This is a genomic window from Pseudalgibacter alginicilyticus (genome assembly GCF_001310225.1).
In the GTDB taxonomy this organism is placed as follows: Bacteria; Bacteroidota; Bacteroidia; order Flavobacteriales; family Flavobacteriaceae; genus Pseudalgibacter; species Pseudalgibacter alginicilyticus.
The window spans coordinates 2792286-2813390 of sequence record NZ_CP012898.1 but is presented as its reverse complement, the minus strand read 5'-3'; the positions used below and the strand labels follow the sequence as shown (position 1 = coordinate 2813390).

Below are 21105 nucleotides of genomic sequence, written 5' to 3'. Positions count from 1 at the left end.
TTAATTTAAAATTAAAGTGTAATCAATGTCCTTTGTTTCTAATAAAGGGTTCAGGGAATTATTTGATAAAAGTAATTGTAATTCATATATTTCTTCTCGACTAAACATTAAAACAAGATTAGTCTGAAGAGAAGGAATTGGCACTTTCCTTTTCATTTTTGAACAAGCATATTTGTGCTCCCAGTAATCTATTTCAATGTCGAAAATGTATGTTTTAAAATTTTCAAACTCTTTTCTATTGAATTTAAGATAAATATTGTTGAATTCTAAATGGTATATATGACATTGACTACATACATATAACTCGCCATTTTTAACTTTTGATACTGTTTTTATATTATTATTACACATAGAACTATCATTTAATAACAATCTGTTTTTATCTGCTTCATATTTAATGGTTTATCAAGCCAGGACATTGAAATATTTTCTAATGTTTTCAGAACACCTTTTTGCATGGCTACAGATCCACAAATCATGATAACACCATTGTTTTTTAAAACACGAGAAATAAGTTCTTCCTTTTCTAATAAAGAATTTTGAACATACTTTTTTTGGTTTTCACCTTGCGAAAAACTCAAATAAATCCCAGATAATCTTTTATTAAAAAAAGCATCATCTATAAGTTTCGAATACATTTGATAAGATGCATTAGTCCGCCCTCCCCAAAACAAATAGTTTTTAGAGTGATTTAAACTTTCATCACTAATCATTCCTAAAAAAGGAGCAATTCCCGTACCATTAGAAACCATAATGACTTCCTTAGATGATTTTGGAAAATGAAACGCTTTATTTTGCTCAATATCAGCTGATATCATATCGTTTACTTTTAATTCATTTAAAAAATTTGAGCATATTCCAAACTCATGCTTTTTTATGCTTAATAAGATATTTCTATTTGTTTTAGCTATGGAATACTGACGTGCTACCAATTCATTTTTTGGATATATAGAAAGTAAATCACCAGACTTAAATTTGTGTTTTTTAACAGGTGCTAATTCAAGTAAAAAAGAATTATCAACATTAACTTTAGTACGCTTAACCACTTTAAAAAAATTGATTTTTTTTGAGGCAGGTTGTTGGGGAGGTTCTTCAATTTGAATATTCAAGTTATTTGCTTGACTCCAGCTTTTAACCCAAGTTTTATACTCTAAAAACGACTGATTATTTATTTTATATAGTGATAAATTAGGAATGTAATTTTGATGTGCTTGCAACATAGAATCAACCAAAATAGCATACTTGCAAAAGCCTTTATAAGCCAAAGAACCAAAACCAACTACAGAATACTTAATTAAATTCTTCTGTGAGGTGGTATGTAATAATTTTTCAAAACCCTTCGCATTTATAGGAGAATCACCTTCTCCATAGGTTGAAGTAAGTACTACCAAATGTTTTGCATTTTTATAACTTGAGTAACTATTTAATTCTGAAACATAGACAGATTTCCTTTGTGCTATTAAAGCATTAAATAGCATTTTACCAAACCCAAAAGTACTACCCGTTTCTGAGCCTATAAGAATAATATATTCTGCATTGTCTTTACTAAATTTGTTTTTTATTTTAACACTATTTTTTCTCCGGTTTAATGTCATAGCAAATCCAGAGTAGATAAAAAACAAAATACTCATACAGGTTAAAAATAAAATAACAGACCATAGCACTGAGCTCTGACCAGTATGTAGCACTAAACTCCAATGAGTTGCCATGGCTATAATACCATCCTTTTTTTCGCTTACTATATTTCCATCATACTGATTTACTAATAATTCTTTATCATGTAGTTTTAAAATATAATAATCCTCAATATCATCAGAAAAAGGAAATTCAACCCGCACTATTTCACTCAAAGTAAGTGTTTTAAAAAGCTTAGTATTTAAAATACCTGTATCAAAACCTTTTTCTGTAGGTGTGTCATTGAAAACATGCGAGTTTTTATTTTCAGGCACTAATGAAAATCTTTCTAAGGATAAAAAAACACCAGACAAAGTAACTATTATAATGGGAATAAAAGCGTATTTGCCAATTACTACGTGGTAATACTGATTAAAATTTTCTTTAATCGTTTTAGAAAAAAAATAATTAACCCCTCCTTGCCTTTTTACAATTAAAACAAGTCCAGTGACAGCTATTAAAAACAATAAAAAAGAAACAAAACCTACAATGGCTCTACCTGTAGATTTTAAAAATAAAGACCTATGTAAATTGGTTGCAAACTTAAAAATAGGAGCTTTTTCAATAACAGATCCTATTTTTTTTGAAGTAAACGGATTTATATAAAATGTTTCGCTATTTCCTTGTTTGGTAACAACTGACGCCGTAACAAAATCATTCTTATCTATTTCAAAATAAATAATCTCATCATATTCAGATTTTAAACGTTCTATGGTTTTAGATAATGACAAAGAACCAGCCTCTTTAACAGCATATGGTTTTAGCTGATTTGAAATAGGTTCAAATGCTAAAATAGTACCTGTTATAGCTGCTAACGCAATAAATATGGCAGAGGATAGAGCTAAAAGTAAATGGCTATACCTCCAAATAGAAATGGTCATTATGGTTAGTTTATAGAATTTTTAAAAAAGGATAAGCCTTATTAATTTTAACCTGAGAAAATAGTGATAAGGGTTAAAACTTAAAAAATTTAACTACACTTTTCATTACTGAGCTATCATACGTACATAGCGTATATAGCCTTTACCTTCATGTTTTAATTTTACATTTTCTGATGTTAAAGGAAACTCCACATCGTTAATATAATATTCTTTATCTTCCACAGCAGTTTCAAAACGAAGACTATAACCTGCATCAACTTTATCGTTTTCTATTTCAATGATGCTAATGGAGCGCTCACCACCACCTATGGTTGCTCCAGTAATAGCATCAATATTCTCTCTTTTTTTTCCATAAAAATGCCACCATTCCGAAAGATCGTGGTACCATTCGTCATCATCGCCTTGTACATAAAGGGTTTTTTCATATTCACCATCTGGATTAATTAGAGAAATAACAACATAGGCGCCTTCTCCTGAATAATTAATCATTTGAACCATACATTTATATGCATTTGGTTTTGGTGTAAAAGCTAATGTAGCCATTAAGCTTATTACAATAATGAAACTATATTTGGTTTGTTTTAAAACAGTTTTCATTTTAAATTATTTTAAGAAATTAGTATCTACAGCGTTTGCTTTAAGGAGTTCATTCTCTTGAGCTAAATCGAAAACGGTTTCTTCAAATTCAGTAACAACACTTTTATCAGCTCCTTGTTCTAATAAATATTTTAATATTACATCATCTTCTACTTTCATTGCGGCAAGATGTAATACAGAAAGTCCATCATTATTTTTGGTATTAATATCAATTTTAAAAGCTTCTAAAAATTTGAGTAATTCTATATCCAATTTCCCAATGGCTATTTGATACAATGAATTATTTTTAGATTGTTTAGCTGTAAAGTCTACTTGATAGGCTTTTAATAGTTTTGCTTTTTCATAAAAACTTTCCTTATTTCTTGTATTGTAAGCATTTACTAAATAGTACGCTAAATTATTACCTTCAGCATCTATAACTTGAACATGGGCTTTATTTTCTAATAAATAAGCTACTACTTCAGGTTTATTACGTGCCACAGCTAAGGTTAATGCAGACTGCCCATCATTGTTTACAAGGTTTATGTTTTTATTTAGTTTAGCTAAATGCTTTATAATTTCTAAATTATTAGATTGTGCTGCTTTAATAAAAGGAGTGTTTCCTTCATTATCTGCTTTATTAGCATTAATTCCTTTTTTAATAAAGTAGTCTATAACACGAATGTCTTTTGTATTCGATGCTACATTAATTAAAGGATTTGTACCGTTTGTGGTTGTAACATTTGGATTTATCCCTAAACTTTCTAAGTAATTGTATACTTCAATACCATTTGAATATCCACGTCCTCCTTGACTAGCAAATATAAATGCATTACCACCATTTTTATTTATGGTATTGTAATCAATGCCTTTAGCTACAAGTTTTTTAAGCATTTCTAAATTACCAGATTTAGCCGTATAATTAAATACCCCGTTTCCGTGATTGTCCTTACTTTTTAAATCAACTCCTTTTGTTTCAAAATAATCTACTATAGTAAAGTCAGATAATTTAGGAATTAAAAGCAAAAGTGCATTGGCTCCATCTTTACTTTTTTCAATAGTCACATTGGCTCCTTTTGCAATTAAAGCGTCGTAAATTTTGGTATTTGTTTGCCCTCCAGCAGCAGTAAATATAAGTGGCGAACTACCCTTATCATCAATAATATCAATTTTTGCCCCATTTTCTAACAAATGATTTACCAGTTCTAAATTACCTCTACTTGCAGACCAAAATAGATAAGTTCTACCATCATGGGTTTTTTTATTAACATCATTTCCTTTAAAGCTTAATAAGTATTTAACTATCTCTAAATCTGCTTTTGCAAAAATAGCACTTGTAACCGCATCAAAACCAGAAGATGTTAATTCTGTTGGACTATGACCTAACTTAACCGTTTGTTTTACAGTTTCTAAGGTAGGCTTTTCAGCCCAAAAAGCTTTATCTCGTAACAAATTTGCATCTTGTGCAACAGCATTCATACTGCAGACTAAAAGTAATAGTATTTTTAATAAATTTTTCATATTGGTTATTTTACAAAGGATTCTATAATTGGGTTTATTTTTTCGGCTGTGCTGTATTCTTCTTCATCAAATAAAAATTTGTAGAGTGGTTTATTATCTACTTTTTCTTTTAGTACAAGATTCTTATTTCTGCTATAGACATCATTCCATTTATCACGAACCAATGCCCATTTAGCTTTATTTTTATTCCACCAATCTATGGCAGCTTTACATTTACTATCAGGTATTTTTACGTAAGTATTGTAACCTTTCTCCCTAGCTAAAATCACATCTGCTCTTCCTGCTTCACGAATGACTTTAGCATTATCTTGATCATGAACCCAACCTGTACTTGTAATTTCGTGTCGATTCCCTCGTGTTGTTATATTGTAATCACTTCTTTTGGTATACTCTCGTCTAGGCAGTGGTGCATCGGTAATGTTTTCCCAATAAGTTTTTCCATCAACATGCACCCACGTTCCAGAGCCTTGATAGCGAGGACTATCATCTACTTGATATACCTTTTGAGTCCATTGCCCTTTAACTTCTGCTTTAGATTTTGTTATATAATTCCAAGTGTTATCACCATTAAACATATAAAAGTTGGTATTTTCATATAGCCAATCTTGGCGCCAATGTTTCACGATATAGGGATTATTTGGCGAGCCAACTTGTAATAGGTGTTGAATAGAAATTTTGTTTTTATTGTCTTCTACTAATTGTGCCCATTCATAACCTTTATCAATTTTTGTGCTTGATGCTTTGTATAAAGAATCCTTACTATAATTAAAAGTTTCAGCAAAATTGAAGGTAACTTCATAACAGCCACACATATTTTTTATGGCTTGTAAATCTTGCTTTTTTTTACTCTGTGCACTTACACTAAATACAAATGCCATTAATAATAGTGATACTGATAAAGATTGTTTCATTTCAAAAAGTTTATTTCAATGTTTAAAATAAAATATATATTTATTTAGACTAAATAAAAATAACTTATATATTTGCGACAAATTTATATAGAATGAGTCTAAATAAAAATAATATTCCCATCTTTTTTTTAATTTTTTTTAGTTGTGGTGCTTTTTCTCAACAAGCAAAAAATGATACTATTAAAATAGAGACATTAGAAGAGGTGGTTATTAGTGGACAATTTAATCCTCAATCTATTGAAAAATCAGTTTTTGAAGTTAAAGTAATTTCTAAAAGAAATATCAATCAACAAGCTGCAAATACCTTAGCGGATATTTTAAATCAAACCTTAAATATTAATATTACACAAAATGCTTCTACAGGTAAATCTGGAGTGAGTTTGTTTGGTTTGGATGCTCAATATTTTAAAGTTTTAATAGATAATGTTCCAGTAATTAACGAAGAAGGTTTAGGTAATAACATAGATTTAACCCTTATAAACCTTGATGATATTGAACGAATAGAAATCGTTGAAGGTGGAATGGGTGTACAATATGGGGCGAATGCCGTTTCTGGAATCATAAACGTTATTACTAAAAAATCGTCTCGATATAAAACGGAAATTAAAGCCTATTTACAAGAAGAAACTGTTGGAAATGAATATGAGTGGTTTGAAAAAGGAAGACATATTCAATCCGTTCAATTAAGACATAATTTTACAGAAGAATTATTTGGTACCATTGCTTATACCAGAAATGATTTTGGAGGGTATTGGGATAAAAAACAAGGAGAACAATATGATAAAAATGATAGCTTACGAGGCCATGAATGGCTTCCTAAATTGCAACAAAACACCAAACTTCTTTTAAATTTTAAAAAAAACTATTTCAATATTTTTTACAAGTTTGATTACTTTAATGAAACTATTAATAAATACAATGAAACTGTAAATTTAAATGAAAATCCAGCTACAGATACAAATGATCCTTTAGCATTAGATGACGTTTATATAAACAATCGTTTATATCATCACCTAAATGCAAATGGACTAATAAAAAAAAGTATTAATTACAACATATCATTTTCCTACCAAGAACAAACTAAAAATATTGAGCAATATACATACCGCATTCGTAAAGATGAACAACTTAATAAACAAGATGCTGAATACCTTTCAAGAAAAGCCCTCTTTTCTCGTGGCACTTTCAGTAATTTAATTAAAAGTGATGCCTTTAATTTGCAAGCTGGATATGAAATTACTAACGAAAAAGGATTTGGATCGCCATTAGCAATTACAGTAAATACAGATACCAAAACAGTAGCACAAAAACTTAATCATTATGACTTATTTAGTTCTGCAGAAATCAATACTTCAAAGCGCTTTTCTTTACGTCCTGGAGCTAGAATATCGTTAACTAATTTATTTGAAAATCAATATGTGTTTTCATTAAGCACCAAATATCTCTTTAAAAATAATTTAGAATTAAGAACCATAGTAGGCTCTGCTAACCGCACCCCTAACTATGATGAACTGTACACCTATTTTGTAGATGTAAACCATAATATTCAAGGAAATTCAAATTTAAACCCCGAAAAAGGTATTTCTGCATTTGTTCACTTAAAAAAACAATTTTCATTAAATCAAGATAAGTTGCTTATGAAAAATAAAGTGAGTTTCTCTTATATAAATGTAAAAGATAGAATTGAACTTATTATTGTTCAACAAAGCCCTTTGGCCTCCCAATATAATAACATTGACAGTTATAAGTCCTTAGGCTTATTTTCAGAAAATAGTTTACAATACCAACGTATTAGAGCAAATTTTGGAATATCTGTTTTAGGAATTTCAAAAATACTTGATAGAAGTACAAGTACTAAGGACGATTTTTTATACAACTTACAACTAAATAGTAATATAAACTATGTTGTACCCAAATGGAATACATCATGCTCGCTGTATTTTAAGCACGTTGGTAAACAACATCAATTTGCCGAAAAAACAAATGAAGAAGGAAATCAGGAGTTTTTAAAAGGTACAACAGATGCGTACAGTTGGTTTGATTTTACTGTAAAAAAAACATTCTTCAAGACAAAATTTGAAACCACCTTAGGGATTCGTAACATACTCAATGTTAATTCAGTAAACACAACAGCATTTCCTAATGATGCGCATAATAGCGCTCCATCAAGTGTATTGTTAGGCTATGGGCGTTCATACTTTTTAAAATTAGCATTTAATCTCAATCTATAAATTCATGATAACAATAAAACCATATATGCATAGCATTACTTTTCTATTAATGATTTTTTTGGTCAGTTCTTGTAGTGAAGATACCAAATTAGAAAATGATCCATTTGTGATAGCTTTTGAAAGTTTATCAAAAAACCTTATAAACATTAAAGACAAAGATACTATTTCATTAGTTTATTCTGATATTGCTTATGAAACTGGTACAGTAATCATTGAAATAGATGACATTAATGCTATTTACGGCATCGATTATACAACAAAACCTGAAGCTTCAAACCATATAATCACACTAAGTATCAATGCAGGAGAAAACACAAATACAATTATTTTTAATAAATTAAATCCTCTTATAGACGAAACAACTTCCATAGCACTTGACATTAAATCTATAAACCATAGTAATTCAAGTATTCAAGGAAATTCATCCTTTCTATTAAACGCATCTGCATCTTTAGGTAGTAGTATAAAACCAAATGTTGGTGGACCAAACCAAGGCTATCAAGTTTTTATAGATTTAAGCAGTGAGTCTTCAACAGCTATTCAACGAGACTCTTGGGATTTAGGTTTTTATAGTGGTGATAACTTCAGAGTAACCATAAACAGTTCTATATATATGGCCACGGCACAGCTATTAGGTTTTACTGATATTGATACTGTTACACAAAACGATGTATCAGGTTTGCAAGGTCAAGTTGCAGTTGGAACATTCAATCCTGAGAACACAGCTTATATAGATGCACCTAACGGTAATATTCTTGAAACAGCTATTAATGAGGTTTCTGAAATAGAGGAAGAAAACAAAGTTTATTTAGTAAATCTTGGTTATGAAATAGGAACTGACACTCCAACAATAGGAAGTGCAGCTATTACAGGCCCTCATAGAGGGTGGAAAAAAATTAGAATTCTAAAAAAAGAAGACAAATACCTTTTACAGTATGCAGATATTGATGATACGACACATCAAGAAATAACCATAAGTAAAAATTCAAATTACAACTTCTCATTCTTCAGCTTTAACACAAATACCGTGGTGTCTGTTGAGCCAGAAAAGGAACAATGGGATATTAGCTTAACTGTCTTTACTAATATTATTGAAGGAGCTGGTAGCTATGGATATTCAGATTTTGTTACACATAATTCTAAAGGTGCAACTTTAGCATATATGCTAAAAACAAGTACTACAAACTATACTGAGTTTGCATTAAGTAATGTTGATTATAATTTATTTTCAGATAATCAAACCATCATTGGTGCTAATTGGCGAGATGTATTTTCTGGAACTCCTTATAATGATCGCTTTTTTATTATTCAAGACCCTAACGAAAACATCTATAAATTAAACTTTTTGGCCTTAACAAATAGCAATGGGGAAAGAGGCTATCCAGAATTTGAATACGAACTATTGCAATAAAACGAATAATTAATAATTTAAAACTTACACAATGAAAACAATTTTACAATTTTTATTTACACTATTATTTATTTACTCTGGATACAGCCAGTGTACTGCAGCAACTTCAACTGACGAAAACTTTAATGGTTGGACTGAAATAAACCAATGTTGGGATACTTTAACATCAGGAGCACTCATATATACAGAAGATAACGCAATCATTTTTTATAGTTTGTTTTCACCTAATTCACCTACAATGCTTGTTGCACCTGAAATGATTGAAAACACCTATACCGTAAAGTTTGATGCTACGGTTATTGCAGGAAGTGGCACCAATACGGGATTACAAATCCAGGTTGGAACAGTTACCGATACTGAAGATATTAATACCTTTAATGCTGTTGGATTACCCTTTGACATAAGCACTACCTCAAGTAGTTATTCATTAGAAGTAACTCTAAATTCAGGAGAATATTTAGTTTTTAATGCTAATTTACCTGAGGTTCATACAGCCTTATCTTTGGATAATATCATTGTAAGTAATACGTTATCAACATCAGATATTTTACACAATAAACTTAACTTTAAAATATATCCAAACCCAACTACAAATAGAAAAATAACCTTAAATTTTAATGAAACTAAAATAACTGCAAATAATAGCACAGTATGTATTTATAATATAGCAGGAAATAAAGTGTTTAATACAACGCTTACAAACGCCAATGGATTACAAAACAAAGAATTAGACTTATCAAACTTACATAACGGCATATACATGCTTAAATTTACTTCTGGAGATTATACAACTAATAAAAAAATAATTTTAAAATAGTAATATCTACCTAAATTATTTATCTACTTATTATATTAAAAAAGTCACTGTCATTGAGTGACTTTTTTGTTTAATCTAAATGATAAATTTCCATGATATCTTTCAAATACTTTTCAAAATTTATTTTTAAATCAATTAATTTTCCAGTGTGTACATCAAACACCCAACCGTGTACTATCAAACCTCGTTCTCTATAGGCTTTTTGCACTGCTGCAGTTTTAATAAGATTAACGCATTGTTCTTTAACATTAAGCTCTACCAATCTATCATATTTTTTTTCTTCATCTTCTATAGCATTTAATTCATCCTTATGAATACGGTATACATCACGTATATTACGCAACCACGGATTTAAAATACCCAAATCTTCAGATTGCATAGCTGCATGAACTCCACCACAAGCATAATGCCCACAGACCACAATATGGTTTACTTTTAAATGCTCAACAGCATAGTTTACAACAGACATAACATTTAAGTCAATGCTAATAACCATATTGGCTATATTTCTATGAACAAAGACTTCACCTGGCCCGAGCCCCATTAATTCTTCAGCTGTAACGCGACTGTCCGAACATCCAATAAATAGTAATTCTGGATTTTGCCCTTTACCAAGGTCTTCAAAATAATCTGGATTTAATTCTAATTTATCTTTAATCCATTTCTTATTATTCTGAAATACGTGTTCTAAATTCATAACTATAGATTTTTTAATAAAGATAAACTAAAAAAAACCTAAAGCGCTTTAATATCTTTTGTTTCAATCCAACCTGTTTTACCGTCAGCGAGTTTAATTTTTTTCCAGTCATCTACCGTTTCTAAAACCTGAACTTTAGTGCCTTCGTGTAATCTAAAAGACTCTTCGCTTCGTGTATTTGGTTCACTTTTTACTTTGCTTTCGTTAGCAAAAATAATAGCAGGCTTATCTTTTTGAACCAAATTATAATTATGAAAAGCAAAAGAAAGTGATATTAGCATCCACGCTAAAAAAACAAAAGAACCAATAAATGATAGTCTCTTTTTTAATGTAGAATAAGCAAAATAATACATTAAAAATAAAATAACAGAGCAAAATACACTTACAATGGCCATTATAGCCCAAGTATCAAAACTCATGATATTTGTGGTTTTATTTAATAGCCTTTTTAAACCAGCTTCTGGAACAGTATCAATAGCATCAATGGTCATGTTATTTGCAAAAGCCAAATTATTCTTAATGTCTTGGTCATTTGGCTCTAATTGCAGTGCTTTTTCGTAATAATATATACTTGGTGCAATATTATTTAATTTATAATGAGCATTTGCAAGATTAAAATACAACGCTGCTGAATGGTGTTTGGTATCTAATATGTTTTTATACGTATCAATAGCCTCTGCATATTTACCTTCGTTATAAAGGGTATTAGCTTTTTCAAAAATCACATCATTTTGAGCGTTTAAAACCGAGCAAAATAAAAGGATTAGTATATAAAATGTCTGCTTCATCTTATCGTGCTTGTTTATCAATTAAAGAAATGGTTTTTGCTGCCTTATCATAATCCTCTTGCATCGTTATAATATCCATTGGCGTATAACGAGCCAACTCACAACTTTCTAACAAAGATTTAAAATCTTTTATAATCTCTACTTCTACCTGACGTTCTGCTAATAAGGTTTCTATTTTATCTTTACTTAAATCAGCAGTTTCAATATGTAATTTAGCTTTTAAATAATTATGAAGTGCTTTTTCTAAAGCTATGTAAAACGCTTCCTTTTGACCTAAAGCTTTTTTAGCATGGCTTAAGTACTTTCTAGCCAATTTATCTGCTTTACGTATTTTATTACCAAATGCATCTGCATTTCTTGCTGCTTTAGTTTTTCTTATAACTATAGCTAATGGAATGGCTAAAAAGGGTAATAATAATGCGCCCCAAAATCCTGTGGTCTTAAAAAAATGAGTTGTGTTTATTGGAATAAAATTGGTTTTTGTTTTTATAAATGCAAATTGATCATTATTTAAAACCACACTTTGCTTACCATTATTTGATATTCCGCTTGTATTATTTGCAACTTGATTACTCAACGGTCCATTTTCAACATCAATGATTATTTCTTCTGAATTGAGGCGTTTATACGTTTCCGTTCTTAAATCAAAATAAGAAAAAGAAATACTTGGTATTGGATACTTTCCTTTGTATTGTGGCACTAACGTATAACTGTCTGAAATGCTACCTTGCATACCACTTAAATTAGTTTGCACATTTTCAGAATGCTCAGGCTCATAGACTTCCAATGAACTTGGCAAAGACATTTTTGGTAGGTTGAACAATTTTAAATTTCCCTTTCCTTTAACCTCAACAGTTGCTTGTAAGGACTCCGAAGCATCTAAAGCCGTTTTTGAAGTTGTTACCTTGAAACTGAAATCACCCACAGCTCCAGTAAAATCAACTGGTTTCCCTATTTCTGGCAAAGGTTTGACGTTAATAGTTCTATTACCTGCAGAAATCCTCTTATTAGCTCTGGTCATTAAGCGACTTCCAAAAATATCGCGTCGGTTGGTTGGAACTTGCACGGTAACATCTATTGTTAAAGGCTCAATTTCTAATTTACCCGTTTTTTGAGGATATAATACTGCTTTTCTATATATCACATAATTATAATCCTCTCCTTCATAAGTTCCTCTCTGTCTATTATATTCCGTGACTGGAATATCATGACTCCAAAAATCATTGTATTTGGGCGTATCAACATCACTCAGATTTGTAACATTTACCTCAGAAGAATAATAAAATTTATAAACCACAGTAACAGCCTCATTCAAATATGGATTTGAATTAGAAATTTCGGCAACTAAATGCACATTTTCTGAAGCAATATAATTAGGATCATTAGGATCTGTTGGCTTATCAATTGCTGCTGTAACTTCAATATTAATAGGGAGTGTTTTATATATATTCCCATCAATAGAAATTTCAGCTTGAGCAATGGTAAAACTTCCTTGGCTTTTGGGTGCTAAAAAATAGCTATAAGTTTTTGAATAGGTTCTTTTTCCATTAATCCATGAATTACTTACAGATTGACTTGGACCACCCACCACAGTAAAACCAGTGAAATCTGGAGGACTAAAATTATCGCCATCTTGATTCATTTCAAAATTTACTTGCAAACGCTCGTTAACTCCAAGTTTTGTTTTGCTTACTTTAGCTTCAAATTTTACTTGTGAAAAAGCAATACTTGAAATTAGTAATAGTAATATTGATATGTGTGTTTTTAATTTCATAATGATTTACGATATTGGATTCACGAGTTACAAATATGACCTATAATTCAAGTCAAAATTCGTAACTCATAATTCGTAATTCGTTTTACCAGTCTTTATCGGTTTTTATAATAACACCTTTTTGTTTTTCTTCATTCATCTTTTCCTGAATTTTCTGCTCTTGATTGCTCATGGCTTCTAAAAGGCTGTTTATTTGTTGAGGAGACAATTGTCCTTGTTGTGGTTGTGGCTGCTCTTTTTCTTGATCGCCCTTACCTTGATCTTTGTTTTTGTCCTCAGGCTTACCATTCTCATCTTCCTCATCACCTTTGTCCTTTTTATCCTCTTTATCCTCGCCGTCTTTATTATCTTCGTTTTCTTGATCTTTATTTTCGTCGTTCTTCTTGTCTTGGTCTTGATTATCTTCTTGGCTGTCTTGGTTTTTGTCTTGGTCTTGATTTTGATCATCTTGGTTTTGATCGTCTTGATTTTTTTGTTCTTCAGCACAGATTTTAGCTAAACCAAGATTATAGCGTGTTTCATCATCTGTTGGATTATTTCTCAAGGCATTTTTATAAGCTTCAACGGCTTCTTTACATTGCTTATTTTTCATTAAAATATTACCAATATTATGAAAAGCCTTATGCTTTTCTGCTTTAGAAATAGCCGTTTTTGCAGCTTGTTGCAACCTGAAAAGTGCCTCATTATAAGCCCCTTTTTCATAATAAGAATTACCTAAATTATACATCCCAGCAATGGTCTCTGGTTTTTCTGAAATAGCTTTTCTATAAGCCATTTCTGCCAAAACAAAATCTTCTTTTCCTATCAAATCATTGCCTTCATAAACATAATCATTAGCTTTTTTTAAAGCCAATAACTCTGCCTTATCTTTTTCTTGTGAAAAAGAAACTGCGGTTATTAATAATAGTATGTATAATATTCTTTTCATTTTAAAATTTCATTATAATCACTTGAGCAAGTTTTTTACAACATGAGGCTACTATGAGGCTCATAAAGATATAAAACGCTTAAACGGTTCATTGTTAAAGGTTTTATAAATTCTCATTAAACAAATTTAGTTTTTTCAACCAAGCTGTTTTGCGCTCTAATAAAAAAACATCCAATAACAATAAGAAAATACCAAACCCTAAAAACCACTGAAACTGGTCTTTAAAATCAGCAAATTGTTTAGCTTCAAATTCGGTTTTTTCCATACCATTTAGAATTTCTCTAATATTCTCTACTACTACATCTGTATTTGCGCCATTTATATAAATCCCATCTGCCTCTTTTGCAATGCTTTTAAGTACCTCTTCATTCAAACGTGTTATTACTGTTTCGCCTTGACTATCTTTTTTATAGTTTAATAAAATGCCGTTTTTCTTAATAGGAATAGGTCCACCTTTTATATCGCCTACACCAATTGTAAAAATACGAATACCTTCATCATTAGCATCCTCTGCAACACTAACTGCATCCTCGCTATGATCTTCACCATCCGAAATAATAATAAGCACCCGATTGGTTTGCTCTTCATTGTCAAAATAAGTTTTAGCTAATTTAATGGCCTCATTAATAGCGGTTCCTTGAGATGACAACATATCTGTATTCATATTTTGAAGAAACATTTTTGCAGCGCCATAATCTGTTGTAATGGGAAGCTGTGGAAATGCTTGACCTGCATATGCAATAATACCAATACGGTCACTCGCTAAATTATTTATAATTTGCGTAACCAATTGCTTAGATTTTTCTAATCTATTTGGAGCTATATCCTCAGCAACCATACTTTTAGAAACATCAATAGCAAATACAATATCAACACCTTCTCGCTTAACTGTTTCAAGTTTGGTACCTATTTTCGGGTTTACCAATGCTATGGCAAAACAAGCAAATGCCAAGCATAACACAATGACTTTAAGAGTTGATTTGAATACCGATTGGTTGGGGCTTAATCTTTTTAAGGTTTGTTTATCAGCAAACTTTTTTTGAGCGCCTTTTTTCCATAATTGAAGCACCAAAAAGAGTATGAGTATTACTGGGATAACTCCCAATGCCCAAAACCATGTTTTTTCATCTAATTGATACATTTATCGTTTGTTTATTTATAGTAGAAGTGTAAGTCGTTATCCATAAATTCACTATTTTTTTATAATAAAATCTCTTTGTTGACTATTACATTTAAGATTATAATCTTCAAAGAAAAGATAAAACTATTATTATACGAAACTTCTAAATATAGTGAAGCGCCCTAATAATTCTAATAGCAGTAACAATCCTGCTAAAAGTACCAATGGACGGAATTTTTCTTCGTAATTATAAAACTTAAACTCTTCTATTTCTGTTTTCTCTAATTTGTTAATTTCATCATATATCTCAGCCAATTTAGTATTATTAGTTGCTCTAAAATATTTACCTCCTGTGGCATCTGCAATTTCTTTTAGCAATTCTTCATCAATTTCTACTTGAACACGTATACGCTGTATATCGCCAGTTCTAGTCATAGCAGGATACATAGCCATACCGTTAGTTCCTAATCCAATAGTATACACTTTTATATCGTATTCGGCAGCTAACTCGCTTGCTATTTTAGGATCTATAAATCCCGAATTATTAACACCATCAGTTAATAGGATAATCACTTTTCCTTTAGCCTTGCTATCTTTTAATCTATTTACTGATGTCCCTAAACCAGTACCTATAGCTGTACCATCTCCTAAAACATTATTGAAATTAATATCACTTAATGATCTTAAAACAATAGCTTTATCACTTGTAATAGGCGTTTTAGTATAAGCTTCAGCCGCATATTCTACCAAGCCAATACGATCATTTGGGCGGTCTTTAATAAATTCTGCTGCGACTCGTTTTAATGCTTCTAACCTATTAGGTCGTAAATCTTCAGCACGCATACTTCCTGAAACATCTATTGCCATTACAATATCAATACCTCTCGTTGTTTTCGTTCTTGAAGACACATCTACTGTTTGTGGTCTTGCCAAGGCTGTAATTAATAAAGCTAAGGCTAACAATCGTAAAACAAACAAACTATGTTTTAATTTTGGCAACCATGAATTAGTGACCTTAAAACCTTTTAAACTGGACATTTTAAGTTCTGCTGTTTGTTTTTGATTTTTTAAAACATACCAAAGAATAACCAGTGGTAATAACAAAAACAACCAGAAAAACTCTTTATTTACAAACTCTATGCCTTCAAACATTAATCTTGAGCTTTTTTAAGTTCAACGGAATTCAATATGCGTTCTGTCATTTGTTTTGCATATGCATCTCCTTCTTTCCAAGTTAACACAACTTGTTGTATTACATTTTCAGCATTAAAAACTAAAACAAGATAATTACCTGTTTCCTTTTTATCTTTAACCATAGTAGGGAAATCTGCTGTTCCATAAGTTTTTAAACCTTCTGCGCCATTTGGAGTTAGAAACTTATCTGATTTTAAAAGCATATTTTCTACCCCTTGAGCCTCCATCATTTTAATACTTTGTTCGGCTATTTGCTGGAGTTCGATTTTATTTTCACCTAAGTTTTTAATGCTTGTAGTAATCACTGCAATATTAAACCCATCAATTAAACTACCATAACCAAACATAGTCATATCTACTTGTTGTTTGGCTTCCTCAGGAATTGGCGGCTCCATCCTTTTTAAAACCTTTGGTGTAGATATAGTAACAGGTGGTACTCCATAATCACTTGTTACCCAATCACCTTCCAATAGCTCTTTACTTTCATGCCCTATAATGGTGTCTTTTACATACGAAAAACCATACTTTAATGAAAAACCTACTAAGGTTACAACTAATAGAAATACAGCAATAGAAACTGTTAAGACAATTTTTTTACGTTTCTTTTTTCGCTCAAGCTCCTCTCTGTATTTTTCATCCAATAGCTTTTCTTCTTCAGATGGTTCTGGTAAAGCTTCTTTTACATGGTCTATTTCAATGTCAATTGTCGTTCTATCTAACTTAGCCAGTTCAATATCTGGAGCAGATTTTGCAAATTTCACTAAATCGGCACGCTTTAAAATACTTTCTAAATTTTTAATATCTTCTTTACTTAAATCAACTTGATTGCCTTCTTTTAATAAATTAAGCCTATCAATTAATTCATCTGTAGTACTTTCTAAAGCACGATCATATACTTTTTCATCTAAATATTTTCTAATGATAAATGTTAATTCAGAATAATAATCCTTTAAGTTTGATTGCTCTAAATATTGACTTTCGTCCAATTTTTTTAGCGCTATTTTAGCTCTGTCATAAGGTGGTAATAAGGCTATTTTTTCTTCTTCTGTCAATGGCTTTTTTCGCCATATAAACCAATATAACACAAAAGCTATAACTCCAATAATTAACAGTATAAGCAATGCGTATTTCCACCAATTACTTGAAGATTTTTTGACTTGTATGATGGGTTTAATATCATATAGTCCTTGCTTGGTAGTATCAATTACAACATTATTAACCTCAACTTTTAATGAATCGGTTAAAAATGTTTTATTACCTATGATAATTTTTTGCTGAGGAATGGTATATGCACCCGAGTCAAATTGGGTTAAGCCATATTTTTTAATGAGATTGTATTTGTCTTTATTCTTAACCGTATCAATAGCATAAGATTCAATCATTTCTAATGGCGAAAATGCTTGCCCTTCTGGAAACACAACCAAACTTGTAGAATCTGTTTCAACTTGAATAAAATACGTGATTTGTTCGCCAATTTTTATGGAAGTGGAATCAATAGTTGATGTAACTTGAGAAAATGAAAATAGAGAACATAGAAAAAAGACGACAGACATCCCCATTGTTATCGGAAAGCCGAAACTTATTTTTTTCATAAATCGTAAATCGTAAATCATAAATTTTTTACCCTCTTCTTTTAAAATACCCTAATAGTTTTTTCACATAACTTTCATCAACCCGACAATCTATTACTCCGGCTCCCGATTTTGTAAAACTTTCTTTAAAATAATTTACTTTTTTGTAATAGAATTTCTCATAATTGAGTCGCACTTTTTTTGATGATGTATTTACCAACATCAATTCTCCTGTTTCTTCATCTTGCATTTGTACCATACCCAGATTAGGAATGTTTTCTTCGTGTTTATCATACACACGAATTCCTGTAACATCATGCTTCCCAGATACAATTTTCATGGTTTGATGGTAATCATCAGCAATAAAATCAGATAATACAAATACAATGGCTTTTTTCTTCATTACATTTTGCATGAATTTTAAAGCTTCAGCTAAATTAGTTTGTTTACTTTCTGCTTCAAATTCTATCAATTCTCGAATAATTCGAAGTACATGCGAACGACCTTTTTTGGGAGGAATATACAATTCAACTTTATCAGAAAACAAAATTAGACCAATTTTGTCATTGTTCTGAGTTGCTGAAAATGCTAAAGTTGCAGCAATTTCAGTTACTACTTCATTTTTAAATTGCGTTTCTGTACCAAATAATTCAGAACCCGAAATATCTACCATAAGCATCATGGTCAATTCGCGTTCTTCTTCAAAAACCTTTATATAAGGCTCGTTATAGCGGGCAGTAACATTCCAATCAATATTTCGAACATCATCACCAAACTGATACTTGCGCACTTCACTAAAAGTCATACCACGGCCTTTGAAGGTAGAATGGTATTCGCCTCCAAAAATGTGATCAGACAACCGACGTGTCTTAATCTCTATTTTTCGTACTTTTTTTAGTAATTCTTTAGTATCCATTTATCAATTGTCTATTGAATATTTATTATTGATTAATTATGACTTAATAATCAATTGTCAATTATCAATTGTCAATTTTAAGGTACTTCTATTTCGTTTACAATTTTGTTAATGATTTCTACAGATGTAATATTTTCAGCTTCGGCTTCATAAGTGATACCTATTCTATGCCTTAATACATCATAAACAACAGCACGAACATCTTCTGGTATAACATAACCACGACGTTTAATAAAAGCGTAGCATTTGGCAGCAGTTGCTAAATTAATACTTCCACGAGGTGATGCTCCAAAGGAAATTAGTGGTTTTAAATCGGCCAATTTATATTTTTCTGGATAACGCGTTGCAAAAATAATGTCCAATATATATTTTTCAATTTTCTCATCCATGTATACTTCCCGAACAACGTCTTGTGCTTTTAATATTTGAGCTATAGATACTACTGGGTTTACCTTTTCCCAAGCACCTTTTAGGTTTGCTCTCATAATCAATTGCTCTTCAGCAATTTTTGGATAATCAATAACGGTTTTCAACATAAAACGGTCAACTTGCGCTTCTGGCAAGGGATAGGTTCCTTCCTGCTCTACCGGATTTTGAGTAGCCATAACTAAAAATGGCTTATCCAATTTAAAAGTTTCATCGCCAATTGTTACTTGTTTTTCCTGCATAGCTTCTAATAAAGCCGACTGTACTTTTGCTGGAGCTCTATTAATCTCATCTGCCAATACAAAATTTGCAAAAATAGGTCCCTTTTTTATTGAAAAGTCATTGACTTTCATATTATAAATTAGTGTTCCAGTAACATCGGCAGGTAATAAATCTGGTGTAAACTGAATTCTACTAAAACTACCATCTACAGCTTGAGATAATGTATTGATGGCCAATGTTTTTGCTAACCCTGGAACACCTTCCAACAAAATATGTCCTTGCCCTAACAACCCTATTAGTAACCGTTCTACCATGTATTTTTGGCCAACAATTACTTTATTCATCTCCAACATCAGTAAATCAACAAAAGCACTTTCCTTTTCAATTTTCTCATTAATCGACTTAATATCAATTGTCCCTGTTTCTTCCATCATTTTTTTATTTAATTAAAAGCCCGAATATACAGCCCTTATTTGAAGCATGCAAATTGTTAAAATTTTTCTTTTAACGCTGTTAAATATTGGTTAAAAAAAAATAAGTCCCTCGTTAATAATAGGTTAAAAAATCAGCATTAAAACTTAATTATTTTCCATTTACAATATTTTAAATCTGTTTTTAAGTATTTTTAGACTTCAATAAAAAAATTAGCATGAATAAATCATTTATGAAATGACAAAAACAGCACTAATTACAGGCGCTACCAGTGGTATAGGAGAGGCAACTGCTTATGAATTAGCCAAACATGGTATTAATTTAATTTTATGTGGAAGACGATTGGAAAGGTTGCAAACTATACAACGTACTTTAAATAATATATGCAAAGTTCATATTTTAAATTTTGATGTTAGAAACAAAATGGACACTTTTAAAGCCATTGCGTCCTTGCCTGAACCATTTAAACATATAGATATTTTAATAAATAACGCAGGAAACGCACATGGTTTGGATCCGATAGACCATGGCAATATTGATGATTGGGATGCTATGATGGATATTAATGTAAAAGGTCTACTATATGTAAGTAAAGCCATTATTCCTCAAATGACCAAGCGACAATCAGGACACATAATAAACATTGGTTCTTCAGCTAATAAACATTGGTTCTTCAGCAGGCAAAGAAGTATACCCAAAGGGCAATGTGTATTGCGGTAGTAAACATGCCGTTTTAGCTATTACAGAAGGCATGCGTATAGATTTAAACCCTTACGGCATAAAAGTATCAGCTATAAATCCGGGCTTAGTGGAAACCGAATTTTCACAGGTACGTTTTAAAGGAGGTAAAGAAGCTAATTCTGTTTACAAAGGCTTTAAAGCATTACAGGCAAAGGACATTGCAGAAATTATTTATTTTGCAATATCACGTCCAGCACATGTAAATATTGCAGATTTATTAGTGTTTTGTACAGCACAAGCAAATAGTGTAACTGTAAAAAAAGATTTTTAAACT

Annotated in this window: 17 protein-coding genes and 1 pseudogene; 4 read left to right on the top strand and 14 right to left on the bottom strand. The window is 30.9% G+C overall.

The window, feature by feature from the left end; all coding sequences use genetic code 11:
• The 5 genes from APS56_RS17255 to APS56_RS11565 form a co-directional block, all read right to left on the bottom strand.
• Positions 1-351: a DUF6686 family protein gene (locus tag APS56_RS17255; RefSeq protein ID WP_082379454.1), complete on the bottom strand. Its 351-nt coding sequence runs from the start codon at positions 349-351 to the stop codon at positions 1-3.
• Positions 352-362: 11 nt separating this feature from the next.
• Complete coding sequence (locus APS56_RS11580) at positions 363-2555, bottom strand: PepSY domain-containing protein (RefSeq protein WP_054728263.1); 2193 nt, start codon at positions 2553-2555, stop codon at positions 363-365.
• Positions 2556-2660: 105 nt separating this feature from the next.
• Positions 2661-3152, bottom strand: coding sequence for a DUF2271 domain-containing protein (locus APS56_RS11575; RefSeq protein WP_054728261.1), 492 nt, complete (start codon positions 3150-3152; stop codon positions 2661-2663).
• Positions 3153-3158: 6 nt separating this feature from the next.
• Positions 3159-4652 carry an ankyrin repeat domain-containing protein gene (locus tag APS56_RS11570; RefSeq protein WP_082379339.1) on the bottom strand — a complete coding sequence of 498 codons (1494 nt, stop codon included), beginning with the start codon at positions 4650-4652 and terminating at the stop codon, positions 3159-3161.
• Positions 4653-4657: 5 nt separating this feature from the next.
• Positions 4658-5563, bottom strand: a complete 906-nt coding sequence (locus tag APS56_RS11565; RefSeq protein ID WP_054728257.1) for a DUF6607 family protein — start codon at positions 5561-5563, stop codon at positions 4658-4660.
• 92 nt (positions 5564-5655) lie between these two features.
• Between APS56_RS11565 and APS56_RS11560 the strand changes: the two genes are divergently transcribed.
• Genes APS56_RS11560 through APS56_RS11550 form a run of 3 tightly spaced genes read left to right on the top strand, consistent with a single transcriptional unit; the run spans position 5656 to position 10022 of the window.
• Entirely contained in the window at positions 5656-7794 is a 2139-nt protein-coding gene (locus APS56_RS11560; protein WP_054728255.1) for a TonB-dependent receptor plug domain-containing protein, read from the top strand.
• A 4-nt stretch (positions 7795-7798) separates the two neighbouring features.
• A complete protein-coding gene (locus tag APS56_RS11555) occupies positions 7799-9205 on the top strand; it encodes an HmuY family protein (protein WP_098946180.1) in 1407 nt (468 codons plus the stop codon).
• A gap of 31 nt (positions 9206-9236) precedes the next feature.
• Entirely contained in the window at positions 9237-10022 is a 786-nt protein-coding gene (locus APS56_RS11550) for a T9SS type A sorting domain-containing protein (protein ID WP_054728253.1), read from the top strand.
• A gap of 70 nt (positions 10023-10092) precedes the next feature.
• On the opposite strand, the gene APS56_RS11545 is transcribed toward APS56_RS11550, so the two are convergent.
• From APS56_RS11545 to APS56_RS11505, 9 genes are all read right to left on the bottom strand, one after another.
• Positions 10093-10719, bottom strand: a complete 627-nt coding sequence (locus APS56_RS11545) for a carbonic anhydrase (RefSeq protein WP_054728251.1) — start codon at positions 10717-10719, stop codon at positions 10093-10095.
• 38 nt (positions 10720-10757) lie between these two features.
• Positions 10758-11507 carry a tetratricopeptide repeat protein gene (locus APS56_RS11540; protein ID WP_054728249.1) on the bottom strand — a complete coding sequence of 250 codons (750 nt, stop codon included), beginning with the start codon at positions 11505-11507 and terminating at the stop codon, positions 10758-10760.
• Between the two features lies 1 nt (position 11508).
• On the bottom strand, positions 11509-13281 hold the full coding sequence (locus tag APS56_RS11535; RefSeq protein ID WP_054728247.1) for a BatD family protein: 1773 nt from the start codon (positions 13279-13281) through the stop codon (positions 11509-11511).
• 85 nt (positions 13282-13366) lie between these two features.
• The gene (locus tag APS56_RS11530; RefSeq protein ID WP_054728245.1) at positions 13367-14209 is read right to left on the bottom strand and encodes a tetratricopeptide repeat protein; all 843 of its coding nucleotides are present in this window, start codon (positions 14207-14209) and stop codon (positions 13367-13369) included.
• A gap of 103 nt (positions 14210-14312) precedes the next feature.
• Positions 14313-15350 carry a vWA domain-containing protein gene (locus APS56_RS11525; RefSeq protein WP_054728243.1) on the bottom strand — a complete coding sequence of 346 codons (1038 nt, stop codon included), beginning with the start codon at positions 15348-15350 and terminating at the stop codon, positions 14313-14315.
• Positions 15351-15479: 129 nt separating this feature from the next.
• The gene (locus tag APS56_RS11520) at positions 15480-16481 is read right to left on the bottom strand and encodes a vWA domain-containing protein (protein ID WP_054728241.1); all 1002 of its coding nucleotides are present in this window, start codon (positions 16479-16481) and stop codon (positions 15480-15482) included.
• Positions 16481-18115, bottom strand: coding sequence for a BatD family protein (locus tag APS56_RS11515; RefSeq protein ID WP_054728239.1), 1635 nt, complete (start codon positions 18113-18115; stop codon positions 16481-16483). The genes APS56_RS11520 and APS56_RS11515 overlap by 1 nt, the downstream gene beginning before the upstream one ends.
• Positions 18116-18143: 28 nt before the next feature.
• Positions 18144-19010, bottom strand: coding sequence for a DUF58 domain-containing protein (locus APS56_RS11510; protein WP_054728237.1), 867 nt, complete (start codon positions 19008-19010; stop codon positions 18144-18146).
• A gap of 77 nt (positions 19011-19087) precedes the next feature.
• A complete protein-coding gene (locus APS56_RS11505) occupies positions 19088-20089 on the bottom strand; it encodes an AAA family ATPase (protein WP_054728236.1) in 1002 nt (333 codons plus the stop codon).
• 238 nt (positions 20090-20327) lie between these two features.
• On the opposite strand from APS56_RS11505, the pseudogene APS56_RS11500 reads away from it, so the two are divergent.
• Positions 20328-21102, top strand: a pseudogene (locus APS56_RS11500) (SDR family NAD(P)-dependent oxidoreductase).
• Positions 21103-21105 lie beyond the last annotated feature (3 nt).

Excerpts from the sequence above, each read along its gene's own strand:
- APS56_RS17255 (WP_082379454.1), bottom strand. The coding sequence starts at position 351 with ATGTGTAATAATAATATAAAAACAGTATCAAAAGTTAAAAATGGCGAG.
- APS56_RS11580 (WP_054728263.1), bottom strand. The coding sequence starts at position 2,555 with ATGACCATTTCTATTTGGAGGTATAGCCATTTACTTTTAGCTCTATCC.
- APS56_RS11575 (WP_054728261.1), bottom strand. The coding sequence starts at position 3,152 with ATGAAAACTGTTTTAAAACAAACCAAATATAGTTTCATTATTGTAATA.
- APS56_RS11570 (WP_082379339.1), bottom strand. The coding sequence starts at position 4,652 with ATGAAAAATTTATTAAAAATACTATTACTTTTAGTCTGCAGTATGAAT.
- APS56_RS11565 (WP_054728257.1), bottom strand. The coding sequence starts at position 5,563 with ATGAAACAATCTTTATCAGTATCACTATTATTAATGGCATTTGTATTT.
- APS56_RS11560 (WP_054728255.1), top strand. The coding sequence starts at position 5,656 with ATGAGTCTAAATAAAAATAATATTCCCATCTTTTTTTTAATTTTTTTT.
- APS56_RS11555 (WP_098946180.1), top strand. The coding sequence starts at position 7,799 with ATGATAACAATAAAACCATATATGCATAGCATTACTTTTCTATTAATG.
- APS56_RS11550 (WP_054728253.1), top strand. The coding sequence starts at position 9,237 with ATGAAAACAATTTTACAATTTTTATTTACACTATTATTTATTTACTCT.
- APS56_RS11545 (WP_054728251.1), bottom strand. The coding sequence starts at position 10,719 with ATGAATTTAGAACACGTATTTCAGAATAATAAGAAATGGATTAAAGAT.
- APS56_RS11540 (WP_054728249.1), bottom strand. The coding sequence starts at position 11,507 with ATGAAGCAGACATTTTATATACTAATCCTTTTATTTTGCTCGGTTTTA.
- APS56_RS11535 (WP_054728247.1), bottom strand. The coding sequence starts at position 13,281 with ATGAAATTAAAAACACACATATCAATATTACTATTACTAATTTCAAGT.
- APS56_RS11530 (WP_054728245.1), bottom strand. The coding sequence starts at position 14,209 with ATGAAAAGAATATTATACATACTATTATTAATAACCGCAGTTTCTTTT.
- APS56_RS11525 (WP_054728243.1), bottom strand. The coding sequence starts at position 15,350 with ATGTATCAATTAGATGAAAAAACATGGTTTTGGGCATTGGGAGTTATC.
- APS56_RS11520 (WP_054728241.1), bottom strand. The coding sequence starts at position 16,481 with ATGTTTGAAGGCATAGAGTTTGTAAATAAAGAGTTTTTCTGGTTGTTT.
- APS56_RS11515 (WP_054728239.1), bottom strand. The coding sequence starts at position 18,115 with ATGAAAAAAATAAGTTTCGGCTTTCCGATAACAATGGGGATGTCTGTC.
- APS56_RS11510 (WP_054728237.1), bottom strand. The coding sequence starts at position 19,010 with ATGGATACTAAAGAATTACTAAAAAAAGTACGAAAAATAGAGATTAAG.
- APS56_RS11505 (WP_054728236.1), bottom strand. The coding sequence starts at position 20,089 with ATGGAAGAAACAGGGACAATTGATATTAAGTCGATTAATGAGAAAATT.